Origin of the sequence: Pseudoalteromonas sp. SW0106-04, assembly GCF_001293805.1 — a bacterium.
In the GTDB taxonomy this organism is placed as follows: Bacteria; Pseudomonadota; Gammaproteobacteria; order Enterobacterales; family Alteromonadaceae; genus Pseudoalteromonas; species Pseudoalteromonas ruthenica.
Window position 1 is genome coordinate 158,994 of the sequence record NZ_BCAI01000004.1, and the last position, 16,788, is coordinate 175,781.

Consider the following 16,788-nt stretch of genomic DNA (forward strand, 5'->3'; position numbering starts at 1 on the left):
GAGGGTCGGGCCATGCTAGAGACTATTTGGCAAAGCATTGCGCAAACGCCGGATTATCTGTTTGACGCTAATAAGCGTATTTTTATTGGTTACAGCATCATGGCCCTTATCTTAGCTGCGCTTGCTTATGGCTTGCGTAAGAGCAAGAAATCAACACGTGGCTTTTTTCGCTATGTGTTTGCCAAAAAAATCTGGTGGGCACCCAGTGCCCGCCAAGACTATCAGTTATGGATTTACAACCGTGTGCTTAAGGCACTGTTGTTTACGCCTATTATCTTGACCATGGTGCCAGTGGCGCTGGCCACAACGGAGTTATTAGAGGGCGCGTTTGGTTTGCGAGCGCCGATGCCGTTGAGTGAAACCAGCGTGGTCATCATTTTTACCGTATTGCTGTTTTTAGCCGATGACTTTTCACGGTTTTTACTGCATTACGCACTACACAAGGTGCCTTTTTTGTGGCATTACCACAAGGTACACCATTCTGCTAAAGTGCTGACCCCTTTCACCATTTATCGCTCTCACCCGCTAGAGAGTTACCTTTATGCCTGCCGTATGGCGCTCTCACAAGGGATGGTGGTCGGTGTATGCTACTACTTATTCGGGACTAAGTTATCCATGGTGGATATTCTCGGTGCTAACATTTTTGTGTTCGCTTTTAATGCCATGGGGTCAAACTTGCGGCATTCGCATGTGTGGCTGAGTTGGGGGCGCCATGTTGAAAAATGGTTGATTAGTCCTGCGCAACATCAGATTCATCACAGCGACAATCCGCAGCATTTCGACACTAACCTAGGGTCTGCCTTAGCCATATGGGACCGGTTATTTGGTACCCTCATTCGTGCCGATGAAGTGGGCAAGATCAGTGTCGGGGTGGGTCAATACGATGCCGGGCATGATTCTATCTGGGCTATTTACACCAAGCCGGTGCGCGATTCTTTCGCAAGTCTAAAACCTAAGCGTAAAGCGGATGCTTTGAAAAAGCCAGTAGCATAAAAGGTAAGGTAGAGGAATAGGCTGGCGACGGGCATTGCCAGCCTATTAAATGAGGGAGTAGGCCCTCAGAAAGTAGTTAGTGGTAGGCGCTGCGCTTGGCAAAACCTAACTGATGTAGATGATTGATCAAGGCCGGGTCGTCTAAGCGCTCTGGGGTGCTGTCACCGCGCAGGGCATGATCTTTTGGCACTTGATAGACATCGAGCATTTTTTGGAATAGTACGTAACGTAAAAATTCCGGGGTCACACCTGAGTCTTGGATATCGTCGAGCTGCGACTGCAATTCACGCATTTGCTGCTTATCAAGTTTGCTGTGCGTTGCTTGCTTATTGTCGATGGTCATAATCAACCTCCTACACACATCGGCAATTGCATATTAACGAATGTAATCTGGTTGCCTTTGCTAAATTCTGTGTTAAAAATAGTGACTTACATCACTGTATAGACCTAGTTTACTCCTTTTTTTGCGGTTATTACCAACAACCGTGTAAAGCTTTGTAAATAGCGCCACACCTGTATTCGGAACGTTCCAAGCTTGGTGACAAGGTACAAAATTGATAAGTAAGTGATAACTAAATAAAACGCGTTATCACTTACCTAAAAGCGGGATTATTTAAGAAAGTGAAATTTTCTCTTTGACATGCTCAGCGAAACCACTACCGGCCTCAAGGTAGAAGTTGTAAGTAGAGTTTACGCCCAATTCCTCGAGCTCTTTTTGCTGATCTGGGTAATTTGCAATGGCGGTAACTTGCCCCTCATAGCCCGAAGCTTGTAACTGTTCTAAGGCGAAGATATTTTGATTGTGCTTGGGCATGGCTAACATCACCATTTCCACCTTCGCATGGTTCAATCGTTGCCAAAAATCAGGATCGGTGGCATCGGCAGTGACCACTCGACGCCCGCGCTTGACATGACGAGCCACCACTTCGGGTTTAATATCGATCCCCGCCACCGCTTGAGGGAAGCTCTGGGCTATAGTCTCATAGGCACCGGTGCCTATGCGGCCCATGCCAAAAATAGCGATGCGGGTATTGTGTAGATTCACAGGTAGCTCTTCTGGCAGCCGCGAGTCACTTTCAAAAGGCAGTAGCCAACGCTCTATTTTTACATAGATATCATTGGCTCTGGCATTTAACGGTGAAGCAATCACGAAGGTAATGGCGACCGCCGTGGCAACCACAGCTAGCCATTGTGACGACAGCCAACCACTGCTTGCGGCTAGCGCACAGACAATAAGACCAAACTCACTGTAGTTGGCAAGCGTAAAAGCACTCAATAGGGAAGTACGCGCACGTAGGCGCACAGCATTAGTCAGCACATAATAAAGCGCGACTTTAAAGACCAGCACAGAGACCACCAAGATAGCTGCAACCAATGCACTGGCGGTAAGCTCGGCATTAAGACCTATGGTTAAGAAAAAACCAACCAGGAGTATATCTTTAAAGCTCAGTAATGACTTAGCGAGTTCCCCCGCTTTTTTGTGGCTGGCAAACATCATTCCTAAGATCAAGGCCCCTAAATCACCTTTGATGCCTGCAAATTCAAAAGCTTGGTAACCGGCGACAAGTGCGAAAAAGAAGCCAAACAGGGGCAGTAGTTCGCCGTGCTTGGAGCGGTTTAATATCCAAAACATGACTGGGCGCATCAGTGGCAACACCACCACCAGGGCAATTGCCCAGTAATTGGGTAGTTTGCCAGTACTGGCTACTAAAAATAGCACCGCGAAGATGTCTTGCATGACCAGGATGCCGATAGATATTTTACCATGGAGGCTCGACATCTCACCGCGATCTTCAAGCACTTTGACGGCAAAAACGGTACTGGAGAAACTAAACGCAAAGCCAAGCAATAATGCGGTTTGCCAGTTCAGGTCGATAAAGAGGGGCAGGGCGAACACCCCGAGCAGTAGCAAAAAGCCACAAAACAATGCGGTACTAATAATAATGTGGGCACTGGCGGGGAGCCACACTTGCACTTTCATCAGGCTCGATACTTTGAGCTTCAAGCCTATGCTAAACAACAATAGGGTGATCCCCAACGCGGCGATTTGATCCAATAATGCAGTGGTTTTATAGCCAGCCATATGTAAGACAAATCCGGCTACCAAAAAGCCGACCATAGGAGGAAGTTTCACTTGATAGGCGGCAAAACCACAAACAAAGGCAACGGCAAAAAAGATCAGTTCCATAAAAGTGTTATCTTAGTGCAGGTGTAATCAGTGTAACTAATTGTAGAAGTTATTGAAAATACTATGTATGCCAGGGCCCATTTCCTCTCGCTTTAATCGTGATTGAAGTTTTTTTATGGTTTGCATAAGTTTTCACTGACAAGGGTGCGCAATTGTGGTTAAGATGCAATAAAGGATTCATTAACAGGAGAAGTGATGTTTAAAAAAATCCTGGCCTCTGTAGGAATTGGTGCCGCGAAAGTCGATACGGTACTACAAACTGAGCATTTACACCCCGGGCAAAAGTTTCATGCCGAAATCATTATAAAAGGGGGTGAAGTAGAACAAGATATTTCTGGTTTGGAATTGGCCTTGATGACCCGCGTAAAAGTAGAGTCAGATGATGGCGACTACTTTACGAATCATATTATTGAAAAGTGGCGTGTGGGCGAGAAGCTGACCTTACAACCTGGTGAAGAAAAACGTATTCCGTTTGAAGCACGATTGCATTCTGAAACTCCGATCACCGAATTTATCGCCGGTTACAACCAAACCCATGTATGGATTCAGACAGGTTTAAATATCGATTTGGCCATTGACGCCAGCGATCGCGATCCGTTGCATATTTACCCTAACGAAGCTGTTAAAGCCTGTATGCAGGCAATGGATAGGCTGGGCTTTAGGTTAATGAAAGCCGATGTTGAAAAAGGCTATTTGCGCGCACCGAGCTTCCATTCTACCTCGGGCTGCTATCAAGAACTTGAGTACCGACCGCAAAGCGGCGGCATGTTTGGCATTCAAGAGGTTGAGCTATCGTTTGTCCCCGAAGCACATAAAACGCATGTTTTAATTGAGCTAGATCGCGCGTTTCGCTCCGACGGGTACATTGATTTGACCATAGAGCACGATCATGTGAATTTATCACAGATCTGCGACCAATTAGAGCGCTTAATTCACTAAGTTAGCAGAACAACAAAGCGTTAAGCCCAGCACCGCTGGGCTTTTTTAATGGGATATTAAGTATGACGATACACTGGCTATGTAAAGGCTTTGATGAGCTGACAACCACCGAATTATTTACTTTGATGCGTGCTCGTGTTGATGTTTTTGTCGTCGAGCAGAACTGCCCCTATCCAGAACTGGACGATGGCGATACTGATGCCAATAGCAAACATATTTTAGGGTATCAGAACAATCAATTGTGTGCTTATGCGCGTTGTATCGACAAGTCAGAAAGTGTCGCTATCGGACGCGTGCTCGTGCTGCCGCATGCACGAGGACAAGGGGTAGCCCAGCGCTTAATGCAGCATGCTCTAGGCGTGTGTGAGCAGTTTTTTAGTGAACGTCCGGTGATGTTAAGTGCGCAGACCTATTTACTTGGCTTTTATCAGCAATTAGGGTTTGTTACGCGTGGGTCGCCTTATCTGGAAGACGGCATTGAGCATCAGGATATGTATTTGTATAAGCGCTAACCCCCGCCACTTTTAGGTAGCGCCCGCTAAAGTTGCTTAATGGCTCATATCACCTACCTTTAGGGAATAAAAGTAACTAGCAGATGATAAGCCACCGGCTGGGTATTACAACGTCAGTGACTCAATGGAGGGCGATTTGAGTGCAACAAACACCCCGATGGAACCGGATACTGAAGAGGTCGAAGAACACCTAAGAGAAGCTATCGACGATAGCACTGTCTTAATAGTCGAAGACAATGATGCCGACTTTGATTTACTGCGGGAGGTGCTATCCCCTCATTTCAATGTTAAGCGCTGCCGTGATGGTGAAGCTGCGCTGCGACTTATTATGGACATTGCCCCGCATATTGTGATCACCGAATTTAGTTTGCAAGGCATGGACGGTATTGTTTTATGTCAGCGAATTCGAGAGCACAGCCGTTTTGATGATATTCCGGTATTAATGGTCAGCAGTGAGGAGCATGCCCAGCGCGAAGTTGATTTTTGGGATGCTGGGTGCAGTGACTTTGTGCGTAAGCCCTACAGCTTAACGACCTTGTACAAGCGAGTAATGCACCATTTAAAATACAAGAAAATGCTCGATGAATACAAAGAAGCGGCCATGGTTGATTCACTCACAAAAGTGTTTAATCGCCGCTACCTTGAGTCCACCATGCTGCAATTATCCAGTCGCCATGAAACACCGGAAATATCGGCCTTGCTGATTGATGTGGATTGGTTCAAAAAGTACAACGACAGCTACGGCCACCTCGCCGGGGATGCGGCGTTGGTACAGATCGCTGAAGTACTCACGCGCAGCTTAATGCGCTCGACAGACTTTGTAACCCGCTTAGGAGGGGAGGAGTTCGCGGTTATTTTGCCGCATACCGATGCAAGCGGAGCACAACTTATCGCAGAGCGGGTGCTCGCCGGTGTCAGGGCGTTAGCCTTACCTCATAAACACTCGGACTATCACCGTATTAGTGTCTCTGTTGGCGGGATCACTTGTGGATTTGCACCTGAGGACTGGCGCAGCATGATTAAACAAGCAGATGAAAACCTATACCAAGCAAAAGCACAAGGACGAAATAAAGCGATATGTACTGTTGAGCAGGGGAGTCAGCCGCAGTAAATCAATGCGGCTGACTAGCTAGGCTGTTAGCGCAGCGAGTTGATGAATACCAAGGAAATACAAATGGGGCAAACGAACTTGATATACCAAGGCCAGATTTTCCAGAACCAGCTATTCGCTGCCTCAGGGCAACCAGACTGAATTTCTTTGAGCAGTGAGGCTCGATGCCAAATCCATCCCACAAAAACACAACACATAAGTCCAAGTAGGGGCTGTCCGAAGCGCGTTGTTAGCGCAATCACGAAGCCAAATAGTTGCTCAAAGTTGAAAATGATGGTGAAGCTCACCAAACAAATCAGTACGCCGATCACCCAGGTTGCTGGGCGGCGGTTAAGGCCAAACTTCTCAACGGTATAAGACACAGGTGCTTCAAGCATGGAAATAGACGAGGTTAGCGCGGCGATACTCATCAAGGCGAAAAAGGCAAAACCCACATACAGCCCCGCACTTCCCATGGAGTCAAAAAGTGCCGGTAACACTTGAAAGACCAGCGTGTCTTCAGAAAGTAACTTGCCAGAGGCATCAAATATTTCAACACCTTGGGCTTGTGCTACGTACATCGCTGGGATTATCAAAAGGCCAGCAACAAAGGCTATAAACACGTCAATTAAGGTAACCGATGCACCTAGGGTAACGAGGTTTTCGCTTTTAGAAATATACGAGCCATAAATGATCATCACACTGGTGCCCAACGACAGCGAGAAGAATGCTTGGCCTAAAGCACTGACTAACAGCGCCGGTTCAAATAGCGCAGAGAAGTCAGGCAGCAAGTAGTTCTTTAATCCTTGTGTAGCGCCTTCTTGGCTCATTACGTAGGCGATCAGAGCGAATAAAATCGCCAGTAACGCTGGCATCAATCGTTTCGACCACTTTTCAATGCCATTTTCAACGCCCTTACTAATGATCATCACGGTCAGGAGAATAAAGCCGCCTGCAAAGAGTAAGTTGCGTGACTGTGACTGGCTAGTTAGCCAATTGGCAGCCTCGCTCTGCCCGGCTAGTTGCGCTACCGGCTCAGCAGTGAAGCTGATCATCCAACCCGCCACTATGGCGTAAAAGCTTAAAATTAACCCCGCACAAATGATGCCGCCAAAGCCAACAATAAAGGCTAAGGGGTGTTGCCAGCGATGGTTCGACACCTTCTTAAGCGACGCCACCGCATTGGCCTGACCATAGCGACCAACGACCAATTCCGCCATCAGTGCGGGATAGGCTAAGCAAAACGCCAATACTAAATAAGCCAATACAAAAGCAGCCCCGCCATTGGAGGCTGTTTGGGTGGGGAAGCCCCAAATATTACCGAGTCCGACCGCTGAGCCAGCAGCGGCCATTATAAAACCAAAACGGGAGCTAAACTCCCCACGCGACGCACTCATATTATTATATTTCTCTGTAGGTGAACGGCGCTCCCAATCTACTGTAATTTCCATGAAATAAAAAGCTCACGGGGGCATTTATTGCCCGTATAGCAGGGTAAAGCGCGCTGTACATAGAAAAAAGGTCGCCCATCATAAAGGGCCGTAATCTCGCTGTTTGAGCTTATTTGCGACCAAGTGTGATTCAGTGTAGGGGATGTAAATTGAAGGTTACAGAGGTAATTTAAGGGTGAATTTTGCCCCGCCTAAAGAATTTGATTCACTCACTACTAAGTAGCCGTGATGCCAGACCATGACTTTTTGACATATGGCCAAGCCTAATCCATAACCCTGCGCAGAGCGGTGTTTGGCACTTTGATAGAAAGGTTTTAATATTGCTGCACGTTCTGCCTGAGGGATCCCGGGGCCATCATCCTCAATCGTAATCGCTAGAAAGTGACCGTCAATATCTGCACAGACGGTTACTGATTGGCGTGCATAGCGAAGAGCATTACCCAAAATATTAATCAATGCTCGCGCTAGCCAGTGCAGGTCGGCGTTTATTTTTAATGCATTTGAGCAGCGTACCTCAATATGTTGCCCATTGGCCTTCGCTTGCGCTTGTAATTGCTCGCAAATATCGTGCAAGTAGAGCGACGCGCTTGTTTGGCTATAGGTTAATTGTTGAGTTTGCTGTTGCAGAGCCGCGTAGCTCAGGTAGCTGTTTAGCATCGACTCCATGGTGTCTAAATCTTTTTCCATACGCTGGAGGTAGCGCTGTTGCGCGCCCTGGTCGTCACTTTCAATTGCCGCATCCAAGCCAAAGCGCAGGCAGGCAATGGGTGTACGAATGTCATGAGAGAGGCTCGACGCCATCAGTTTATTCTCATCCAGTAGCGCATTAATTTGCTCCGCCATGGCATTGAAGCGTCGCTCTAATTGTGTGGTATAGCTCCAGCGGCTGGCGCTAATACGTTTTTCTAAATGACCGTCAGCAAACTGCTGGGTTACATTAGAGAGCACACTAATACGGCGGGTGAGGGGGATAAGAGGGAGCCACATACACAAACTGACCCCGGTGTAGAATAACACCGTGAGTAGCAAGTCATGATCTGCCGCTTTGGGTTTGGGTAGGCGCATGGTGAGGTGCTTCCCATTCAAGCTGTCGGCAGCGCGCACTAAATAAAGGCCCTGGTTATCGGCAAGTACTAGTCCGGAATTACTATACAGCTGGGTGATTAAAGAAGGGGGAAGGGCTAACGTGGCGTTATTCTCAAGACCGATATCGAGTTTGAAGTGTTGGTTTAGCGCATCCAATCCTTGCTGCTGATTTTTCGCCTCGTACTCACTCAGGTAAGAGACCATCCCTGCAAGCACTTGCCGTTGTTGTGTGAAGTCATCCTGTTGCGTTGGGCCACTAGCGAAGCTGTCGATAAGCCAGCTTAGCAACACCACAGAAATTAACGCTGTGCACAACAAAGATAAGTACAGTTTTTTCATATAAACGCACGATTAGGAGCTAACTCCATGCATCCTTCACTAACAAGTACCCTTTGCCCCATATGGTTTTAATGCGCTGCGGCTTGTTGCCATTGTCATTAAAGTGTTTGCGCAGCGCCGAGACCACCACATCAATACTGCGGTCAAGGCCATCGTATTCTCGTCCCTTAACGGCACGAAACACGGAATCTCTGTCTACCACTTCACCGGCATGCTGGGCAAGGTAACAGAGCAAGGCAAATTCGGCATTCGACAGTGCCACCTCGTTATTGTTAAAACTGACGCGTCGCGCTTCAGTATCGATTCTCAGACCGCCCATTTGAATGCTCTCGCGTTCTTTTTTGGGCGGTTGCTCGTCGCTGCCAGGGCGTAACGCCGCTTTAATGCGAGCCAGCAGAACTCGAGGGCGTACCGGCTTGGCGATATAGTCGCTAGCACCCACCTCAAGGCCGATGACTTCATCTAATTCATCATCGCGCGCAGTCAACATAATAATCGGCTGCTGATAAAATTGCCGTAAGCGTGTACAGACACTTATGCCATCCATTCCTGGAAGCATGACATCGAGTAACACCAAATCAGGATGATGACTTTGTACATAGCCTTCTACTTCCTTGCCGTTACCACAGCAGCCGACCTGGTAGCCATTTTGGCTTAGGAAGTCTTGCATCCACTCGCTAAGAGAAAGGTCGTCTTCAACAACAAGAATATGGGGTGATTGCTGCATCTAAAATAATCTCCAGCGACGTTTTTTCTGTCCATTGGTGTAAACCCACTGCACTCGCACTTCGGTGTCAGCAATGGTCTCGCCTGATGCTCTTGGAAAGAGTTCGAAGCGCACGGCTTTAGGGCTGGCAAAATCGACAATAATATAGCCTTGACGTTGTCCTTGCCAGCAATGCAGAGGTTGCTGCTTAGTTTGTTCACGGATGCAGTAAGCTGCGTCATTGGCCACTTGCCATTGCAACTCGATATCAGAATAACAGGTGCGGCCCTGACGCAGTGCTACACAGGTATTGGGCGTTGCCAATAAAGCGTGCGTTGGCGGCGTTGTTTGCTGTGCTAAGGGCGCACTCGGGAACACGGTTGTGCCGATGAGGGCGAGGGCTAATCTAAAACACATAACGCACGCCTACCTTGGCTTTATGCTGATAAGATTGAGAAATGATAGGGCTGTCACTGATCTCACCCGAGAAATAGGTTGATAACCAGCCTGCAAGGAATACCCAATTCTGTGATAGTGGGTGCTCAGCATGGAGCTCTAGCATTACCGCGTATGCGATATCTGGCTTATAATACGGTCGAGTTTCGGTGCTTTCATGCTCATCGATACCAAAGTAATAATCGCTAAACTCACGACCATACACATTAAATCCTAGACCACCTCGAAACTCCCAGTTGCGATATTGCTGAATGCTCGATAGAAACGTGGTAAATACCCAGTCGTTGTGGGTATCAGTGACATCATGAAGTAACTCAAAAGATAATTGGCTGCTCTCCAAGCGCCGCGATAGCCTAATACCCATATCAAAATCATAGTGACGTCGGTCGATACCCGCGAGGGCATCTATCACATCTCGGTCGTATAACTTTAAGCCTGTTTCATCAAAACCGGATTGCACATTGGTGCCAAGAATATCCAAGCCCCAGTCATATTTATCGATGAGTGAATAGCCAATGACCATGCCACCACTGAGTTGGCTATTGTCGACGTCGAGGTAAAACTTATCGTAGCTGAGCACTAAGTTAATATTGGGTTCAAGGCCATCATCGTAAGAGTCCAAACCGACAAGGTACGAGTCCTCGACGTAGTAGCCCAGACCTACGCTCCAGTCCCAGTTAAAACCCTGTTGTGGTTCAAGACGATTATCTGAGTAATAGCGGTTACTCGCAGAGACAGCAAAACTAACAAGTAAAATAATGAGGGAGATTAAGGCGCGCATAGTGGTAATGATTTTTTATTTTCCAGTGTACCGATCTCCAGCGGCCAAGTCTGTAAGAAAATGTAGCATGGCAGCAAGCCGCCATGCGTGACCAAAGGGGACTAGTTTACGTTGATCTTCTCTAGCAAAATACCACTTAAATAGTAATGTAAATCAGGGACTAAAGCACTGACTTCAGCTTGCTCACAGGCTCCTGCTATTTTACTTAAGCCCGAACTTTTAGTGCGTACTATGTATTGAGGTGCTTGCGGTGCTGGCTGAGCCCCTCGTTTTTGCATCGCATCGGGTGCATTGTGAGTATTTACAAACTGTTGCACTTGCTCAAGGTTTTCTATGTGATCAGACATTACCAGCTTATAGCGCAGGGGGTTACGTTGGAAGCTAGCGGTGTCTATTGACGACTTAGCAAACCATACAACATCTTGAGAGCTTTGATGGGAAAGCTTCATGCTCACAGAGCCAAGAATATTGCTGCACTGTTTGGTGGTAAACTGCTGCGCCAAATCACTTTCGCCAAACACAGTGGCGTTAGCAAGTTGATATTCGATACTTTCGGTTTCACTGATATCTAGCTGGTTTATGCTTAATACATAATCGGCTTGCTTGCGGTCACTGATCACCGTTAGTTGCTTATCATTTAAAATAGCCACTAGGCGATTGCGCAGGCGCTCAGTTAATGCCACCTGCTCACTTTCGATGACCACACTTTGGCCTCGTGTAATAGGGTGTGCGGGCAATTGCACTGATTTCACACGCGGCGCTTGGTGCGCGTATTGATACTCGAGTATGTAGGTGCGCTCACTTAGGCTTGGTTTAATTGGCATCCGTACTTTTTCAGGGACCGGTGCCAAGGTCGTTTCCATAGTGGTGCAACCACTGGCCAATAGCACTGACGCGCTAAAGGCAGTTACTAATAAATGCTTGTTCATAGTGCCATAACTCTCAATTACACTCATTCACTCATATCCCAGCAAGTTGAACCGCAGCATTGTACGTGAGTTTACTGTAAACTTCATGATATTATTCTGCGATTATGATTCAGCATTGCCATAACTATAATAATGAAAATGAAGTTCTTAGTTATTCTCTTTGTTGCTGCGTTTAGTGCATTTTCTTATGCTGAACAACAGCCACCGTTCACCGAGGCAACCGATGCTAAACAATGGCACCGGTTTGTTGATAATTATGTGGCGAGCTTAGAACGTCAACTGGAGCAAAAAAAAGTGCCCGGGGCCGCGCTTTCTATTGTTCACCCTGACTTTCCTTCCATCGCCTTAGGATTTGGTAAAACAAAAATAAGAAAAGGCCGACAAGTGGACGTAAATACCCGTTTTCGACTTGCCTCGGTCTCAAAAACATTTACCGGTTCGTTAGCTGCTAAGCTGGCGGCGCAAGGTGTACTCAATCTAGATGCACCGGTGCAAAAATATTTACCCGCGTTCAATGATACCGTTTATAGGGACAATTTAAAAGTCGCTCATCTATTAAGTCACTCCAGCGGGTTAGTGCCTAACGCCTATGATAACCTCATTGAGTCACGCATGGACTATCCGGATATCGTGTCAAAGTTATTGAAAGTTGAGCCATTATGCACACCAGGGCAGTGCTACGGATATCAAAATGTGATGTTTGCTATGGTCGGTGATGTGATTCGTAATGCCAGCGGCTTAGAATACGAAACATGGATGCAAGAGTTTATATTTAAACCGTTACGTATGCGCCATGCCAGTATTGGTTATGAGGGGATGGTGCGGGATGAAAACTTTGCTTACCCCCATGTGCGCGGGCGAAAACGTTGGCATACGGCGCGGTTAAAGAAAAATTACTACAAGGTCTCCCCAGCGGCAGGCGTCAATGCCAGCGCCGCAGACATGGTGCAGTGGCTTAAAGCACAGCTTGGCATGTACCCCAGTGTGCTGCCGCCTGAGGCGTTACAGGCACAAGTGCGTCCTTACACGGTGACCAAAAAGGAGCGCTATCGTCGCGTGTGGCGAAAACATGTAAATGAGGCACATTATGGCCTGGGTTGGCGTATCTATGATTATGATGATGAGACCATCTTTTATCACAGTGGTTGGGTGCAGGGCTATCGCACCGATATTGTGGTGATCCCCCGTTTAAATGTGGGTTTTAGTCTGCTGCTTAATGCCGAAACAGGTTTAATTAACGAGTTGACCACGCAATTTCTTGATCAGTTGCTGGCGATGTCACAACCGGCATAAAAGTGGGCGTTGAAATAAAAAAGGTCGGCATGAGCCGACCTTTTTTATAAGCGTTCGTGACTACCCGCGAGGTAGCTGAATCTTACGCTCTTCGCTTTGGCGATAAATAGTTAAAATATGACCAATGCTTTGCACTTTGTAGGCACCCGTTTCACGGATGATGGCATCAAAAATAAGTGCTTTAGTTTCTCTATCACTGGTTGGCACTCTGACCTTAATGAGCTCATGGATGTCCAAAGCACTGTCGATTTCGGCAATCACCCCTTCGGTCAGGCCGTTAGCACCCAACAAAACCACTGGCTTAAGTGGGTGTGCGAGGCTTTTTAGGTATTGCTTCTGTTTATTCGATAGTTTCATAGATTTTCAAATTTTGCTGATTCGAGCTTGAATTATCGGTATTCTAACGCCATCTAGCAGATATTACTATTTTAGTTGCGTGTTAATTTATGGCGAATAAGAAGCACTCGGCGAGCTCCCAGCGATGGTTGAAAGAGCATTTCGACGACCATTATGTGCATGAAGCGCAAAAGCAAGGATGGCGGTCGCGCGCGGTTTTCAAACTTGATGAAATCCAAAACAAAGACAAATTACTTAAACCCGGCATGGCAGTCGTCGATTTAGGCGCGGCCCCAGGAAGTTGGTCACAGTACTTGGCGCAGAAGGTAGGCGACAAGGGTCAGGTTATCGCCTGTGATATCCTGCCGATGGACTCTTTGGCTGGGGTCGACTTTTTACAAGGCGATTTTCGCGAAGAGGCTGTGCTAAATGCGTTGCTCGAGCGTATAGATGGGCAGAACGTCGATGTGGTGTTCTCGGATATGGCCCCGAATATGAGCGGTAATATGAGTACCGACCAAGCGGGAAGCATGTATCTGGTAGAGTTGGCACTGGATATGTGCCACCAAGTGCTAAAGAAAAACGGTGCCTTTGCGGTTAAAGTGTTTCAAGGCGAGGGCTTTGATCAGTTTGTAAAAGACGTTCGTGACAGCTTTCGCACTGTAAAAATACGTAAACCCGATGCGTCGCGCCCACGTTCCCGTGAGGTATATGTAGTAGCTACGGGCTACAAACTGTAGTACAGTTGTCGGGAAAAGTTGAATTTAATTAATTTGGATACAAGAGGTTAACACCTTGAGTGATATGGCAAAGAATTTAATACTATGGCTGGTTATTGCCGTTGTTTTGATGTCGGTTTTTCAAAGCTTTAACGGCTCCGACAATTTAGACAGGCAAACGAGTTACACACAATTCGTCAAGGATGTACGCAGCGGTTCGTTGCGCGAAGTCGTGATAGACCGTGGAACAGGCGCAATCACTGGAGTTAAAACCAGTGGTGAGCGTTTTCAAACAACCATGCCTATGTATGACGAAGACCTTATCAATGACTTACTCAAAAATGATGTCAACGTAAAAGGTGTTCAACCTGAAGAACAGTCCTTACTGGCAAGCATTTTCATTTCCTGGTTCCCAATGTTACTGCTTATTGGCGTATGGATATTCTTCATGCGACAAATGCAAGGTGGTGGCGGCAAAGGCGCGATGTCCTTTGGCAAAAGTAAGGCTCGTTTAATGAGTGAAGATCAGGTGAAGACTACTTTCGCTGACGTTGCTGGTTGCGATGAAGCCAAAGAGGACGTCACTGAGCTAGTGGATTTCTTGCGCGACCCATCCAAGTTCCAAAAATTGGGCGGCAGTATTCCTAAGGGCGTACTCATGGTTGGCCCTCCTGGTACAGGTAAAACCTTGCTCGCTAAAGCTGTTGCTGGTGAAGCGAAAGTGCCGTTTTTTACAATTTCAGGTTCTGACTTCGTTGAGATGTTCGTGGGCGTTGGTGCATCCCGGGTGCGCGACATGTTTGAGCAAGCGAAAAAAGCCGCTCCTTGCATCATCTTTATTGATGAGATTGACGCCGTAGGTCGCCAACGGGGTGCTGGTATGGGTGGTGGTCACGATGAACGTGAGCAAACCTTGAACCAAATGCTGGTAGAGATGGATGGTTTTGAAGGCAACGAAGGTATTATCGTTATCGCTGCAACCAACCGTCCGGATGTACTGGACCCTGCATTACTTCGCCCAGGTCGCTTCGACCGTCAGGTGGTCGTTGGTTTACCAGATATTCGCGGTCGTGAGCAGATCCTAAAAGTGCACATGCGAAAAGTGCCATTGGCCGATAATGTAGAAGCCTCGGTTATTGCTCGAGGAACGCCTGGTTTCTCTGGTGCTGACTTAGCCAACCTTGTGAACGAAGCCGCACTATTCGCTGCTCGTGGTAACAAGCGTGTTGTCAGCATGGCTGAATTTGATGCCGCCAAAGATAAAATCATGATGGGCGCAGAGCGCAAATCAATGGTGATGTCTGAGGAAGAAAAAGAGATGACCGCGTATCACGAAGCCGGTCACGCTATTGTTGGGCGTATCGTGCCAGAGCACGACCCAGTGTACAAAGTGTCAATTATTCCTCGTGGCCGTGCCTTGGGTGTCACCATGTACTTGCCAGAGCAAGACCGAGTGAGCCACTCAAAAGAGCACTTGGAATCAATGATTTCTAGCTTGTACGGCGGCCGTATTGCTGAAGCCATTATTTATGGCGATGAGAAAGTGACAACGGGTGCTAGTAACGACATTGAGCGTGCCACTGAAATTGCCCGTAAGATGGTGACCCAGTGGGGCTTAAGCGCGAAAATGGGCCCGCTACTGTACGCTGAAGAAGAAGGCGAAGTGTTTATGGGCCGAGGCTCATCACGCAGTGCCAGCATGTCTGATGACACAGCCAAACTGATTGATTCAGAAGTCCGTGATATCTCAGATAGAAACTACGAGCGTGCAGAGCAAATCTTGCGTGATAACATTGATATCCTGCATGCCATGAAAGACGCATTGATGAAATATGAGACCATTGACGCGCTGCAAATCGATGATTTGATGGAGCGTCGTGAGGTGCGTCCACCACGTGATGCCCACGACCAGAAGCCTCCAGCAGATGCCAAAGCTAAATCGCAAGGTGAGCTGGCCGATGAAGCAACGGCGCAAGACGATAATAACGTCGATAAGCCGAACTCTGACGACAAAGAGTAAAAACCAATAGCCCCAACACAGTTTGGGGCTTTTCCTTTCCCCAAGTTAGCCATTGATTAACCGGTACTTGGAAGACCTTCATAGACAGAGTAAGTAATGAAAAGGTTAACACTTCCTCGAGATCGTTATTTGGATCTCAGTACTCCCCAAGTCATGGGGATTTTAAATGTCACACCGGACTCCTTCTCCGATGGCGGCCAACACAATACCCTAGACAACGCTGTCAAACGTGCCCTAACGATGTTAGAGCAGGGCGCCACTATTATTGATGTGGGCGGCGAGTCAACACGCCCAGGCGCAGACGATGTCGCTGAACAAGAAGAGTTGCAGCGGGTGGTCCCAGTGATTAACGCCATTCGCGAGCGCAGTGATTGCGTCATTTCCATTGATACCAGTAAGGCCGGCGTGATGACAGCGGCGGTTCAGGCTGGTGCAGATATCATCAACGATGTGCGCGCGCTGCAAGAACCAGGGGCACTCAGCGCAGCAGCCAGCGCTCAGGTTCCTGTGTGCATTATGCACATGCGCGGGCAACCACGCTCAATGCAAAATGCCCCTGATTACAATGATGTCACCAAAGAGGTGGGCACGTTTTTACATGAGCGAGCGCGGCAATGTATCGAAGCTGGAATAAGTAAAACGAACATTATTATCGACCCCGGCTTTGGCTTTGGTAAATCACTGCAACATAACTATCAATTGTTGAGTGAGCTTGAGCAATTACAGCAACTAGGATACCCAGTACTCACTGGCCTATCGCGCAAATCAATGTTCGGAAAATTATTAAATCGAGATGCAGATCAGCGTCTCAGCGCAAGCTTAGCGGGCGCATTAATCTGTATGCAAAAGGGCGCGCGCATTGTGCGCGTGCATGATGTGCAAGAGACAACGGATATTGTAAAGGTTTTCCAAGCCACCCAGGTCCCTTTGCAAGTACAAGATTAGGAGAA

The 16,788-nt window shown here is 47.5% G+C and carries 17 protein-coding genes; 8 read left to right on the forward strand and 9 right to left on the reverse strand.

Annotated features, from left to right (window positions below; all coding sequences use genetic code 11):
* The first annotated feature begins 12 nt into the window (after positions 1-12).
* A complete protein-coding gene (locus W04_RS07100) occupies positions 13-993 on the forward strand; it encodes a sterol desaturase family protein (RefSeq protein ID WP_053910325.1) in 981 nt (326 codons plus the stop codon).
* Positions 994-1,069: 76 nt separating this feature from the next.
* Here W04_RS07100 and W04_RS07105 read toward each other — a convergent pair whose 3' ends face one another.
* Together W04_RS07105 and W04_RS07110 are read right to left on the reverse strand one after the other, a co-directional pair.
* Positions 1,070-1,336: a hypothetical protein gene (locus W04_RS07105; protein WP_022945719.1), complete on the reverse strand. Its 267-nt coding sequence runs from the start codon at positions 1,334-1,336 to the stop codon at positions 1,070-1,072.
* A 270-nt stretch (positions 1,337-1,606) separates the two neighbouring features.
* Entirely contained in the window at positions 1,607-3,181 is a 1,575-nt protein-coding gene (locus tag W04_RS07110) for a cation:proton antiporter family protein (protein ID WP_053910326.1), read from the reverse strand.
* Positions 3,182-3,376: 195 nt separating this feature from the next.
* On the opposite strand from W04_RS07110, the gene W04_RS07115 reads away from it, so the two are divergent.
* The 3 genes from W04_RS07115 to W04_RS07125 all read left to right on the forward strand — a co-directional run bounded on the left by W04_RS07115 (position 3,377) and on the right by W04_RS07125 (position 5,743).
* Complete coding sequence (locus tag W04_RS07115; protein WP_053910327.1) at positions 3,377-4,120, forward strand: sporulation protein; 744 nt, start codon at positions 3,377-3,379, stop codon at positions 4,118-4,120.
* A gap of 62 nt (positions 4,121-4,182) precedes the next feature.
* Positions 4,183-4,632 carry a GNAT family N-acetyltransferase gene (locus tag W04_RS07120; protein ID WP_306341149.1) on the forward strand — a complete coding sequence of 150 codons (450 nt, stop codon included), beginning with the start codon at positions 4,183-4,185 and terminating at the stop codon, positions 4,630-4,632.
* Between the two features lie 136 nt (positions 4,633-4,768).
* Positions 4,769-5,743 carry a diguanylate cyclase gene (locus tag W04_RS07125; protein WP_197275948.1) on the forward strand — a complete coding sequence of 325 codons (975 nt, stop codon included), beginning with the start codon at positions 4,769-4,771 and terminating at the stop codon, positions 5,741-5,743.
* A 26-nt stretch (positions 5,744-5,769) separates the two neighbouring features.
* Here the strand turns inward: W04_RS07125 and W04_RS07130 are convergent, their stop codons facing one another.
* From W04_RS07130 to W04_RS07155, 6 genes are all read right to left on the reverse strand, one after another.
* A complete protein-coding gene (locus W04_RS07130) occupies positions 5,770-7,119 on the reverse strand; it encodes a sodium-dependent transporter (RefSeq protein ID WP_053910329.1) in 1,350 nt (449 codons plus the stop codon).
* Positions 7,120-7,329: 210 nt separating this feature from the next.
* Positions 7,330-8,598 carry an ATP-binding protein gene (locus W04_RS07135; protein ID WP_053910330.1) on the reverse strand — a complete coding sequence of 423 codons (1,269 nt, stop codon included), beginning with the start codon at positions 8,596-8,598 and terminating at the stop codon, positions 7,330-7,332.
* Between the two features lie 19 nt (positions 8,599-8,617).
* Positions 8,618-9,325 (reverse strand): response regulator, encoded by a 708-nt coding sequence (locus tag W04_RS07140; protein WP_053910331.1) that lies wholly within the window; start codon positions 9,323-9,325, stop codon positions 8,618-8,620.
* On the reverse strand, positions 9,326-9,721 hold the full coding sequence (locus tag W04_RS07145; RefSeq protein WP_082342170.1) for a DUF3019 domain-containing protein: 396 nt from the start codon (positions 9,719-9,721) through the stop codon (positions 9,326-9,328).
* The gene (locus W04_RS07150) at positions 9,711-10,541 is read right to left on the reverse strand and encodes a MipA/OmpV family protein (RefSeq protein WP_053910332.1); all 831 of its coding nucleotides are present in this window, start codon (positions 10,539-10,541) and stop codon (positions 9,711-9,713) included. Before W04_RS07150 ends, W04_RS07145 begins: the two co-directional genes overlap by 11 nt.
* A gap of 101 nt (positions 10,542-10,642) precedes the next feature.
* A complete protein-coding gene (locus W04_RS07155; RefSeq protein ID WP_052698096.1) occupies positions 10,643-11,497 on the reverse strand; it encodes a hypothetical protein in 855 nt (284 codons plus the stop codon).
* Positions 11,498-11,608: 111 nt separating this feature from the next.
* Between W04_RS07155 and W04_RS07160 the strand changes: the two genes are divergently transcribed.
* Positions 11,609-12,763, forward strand: a complete 1,155-nt coding sequence (locus W04_RS07160; RefSeq protein ID WP_026111214.1) for a serine hydrolase — start codon at positions 11,609-11,611, stop codon at positions 12,761-12,763.
* Between the two features lie 60 nt (positions 12,764-12,823).
* Here W04_RS07160 and yhbY read toward each other — a convergent pair whose 3' ends face one another.
* On the reverse strand, positions 12,824-13,120 hold the full coding sequence (gene yhbY / locus W04_RS07165; RefSeq protein ID WP_022945707.1) for a ribosome assembly RNA-binding protein YhbY: 297 nt from the start codon (positions 13,118-13,120) through the stop codon (positions 12,824-12,826).
* Positions 13,121-13,209: 89 nt separating this feature from the next.
* On the opposite strand from yhbY, the gene rlmE reads away from it, so the two are divergent.
* The 3 genes from rlmE to folP all read left to right on the forward strand — a co-directional run bounded on the left by rlmE (position 13,210) and on the right by folP (position 16,783).
* On the forward strand, positions 13,210-13,839 hold the full coding sequence (rlmE, locus tag W04_RS07170; RefSeq protein WP_053910333.1) for a 23S rRNA (uridine(2552)-2'-O)-methyltransferase RlmE: 630 nt from the start codon (positions 13,210-13,212) through the stop codon (positions 13,837-13,839).
* A 64-nt stretch (positions 13,840-13,903) separates the two neighbouring features.
* The gene (gene ftsH / locus W04_RS07175; protein ID WP_022945705.1) at positions 13,904-15,838 is read left to right on the forward strand and encodes an ATP-dependent zinc metalloprotease FtsH; all 1,935 of its coding nucleotides are present in this window, start codon (positions 13,904-13,906) and stop codon (positions 15,836-15,838) included.
* 96 nt (positions 15,839-15,934) lie between these two features.
* Positions 15,935-16,783: a dihydropteroate synthase gene (gene folP / locus W04_RS07180; RefSeq protein ID WP_053910334.1), complete on the forward strand. Its 849-nt coding sequence runs from the start codon at positions 15,935-15,937 to the stop codon at positions 16,781-16,783.
* The last annotated feature ends 5 nt before the right edge of the window (positions 16,784-16,788 follow it).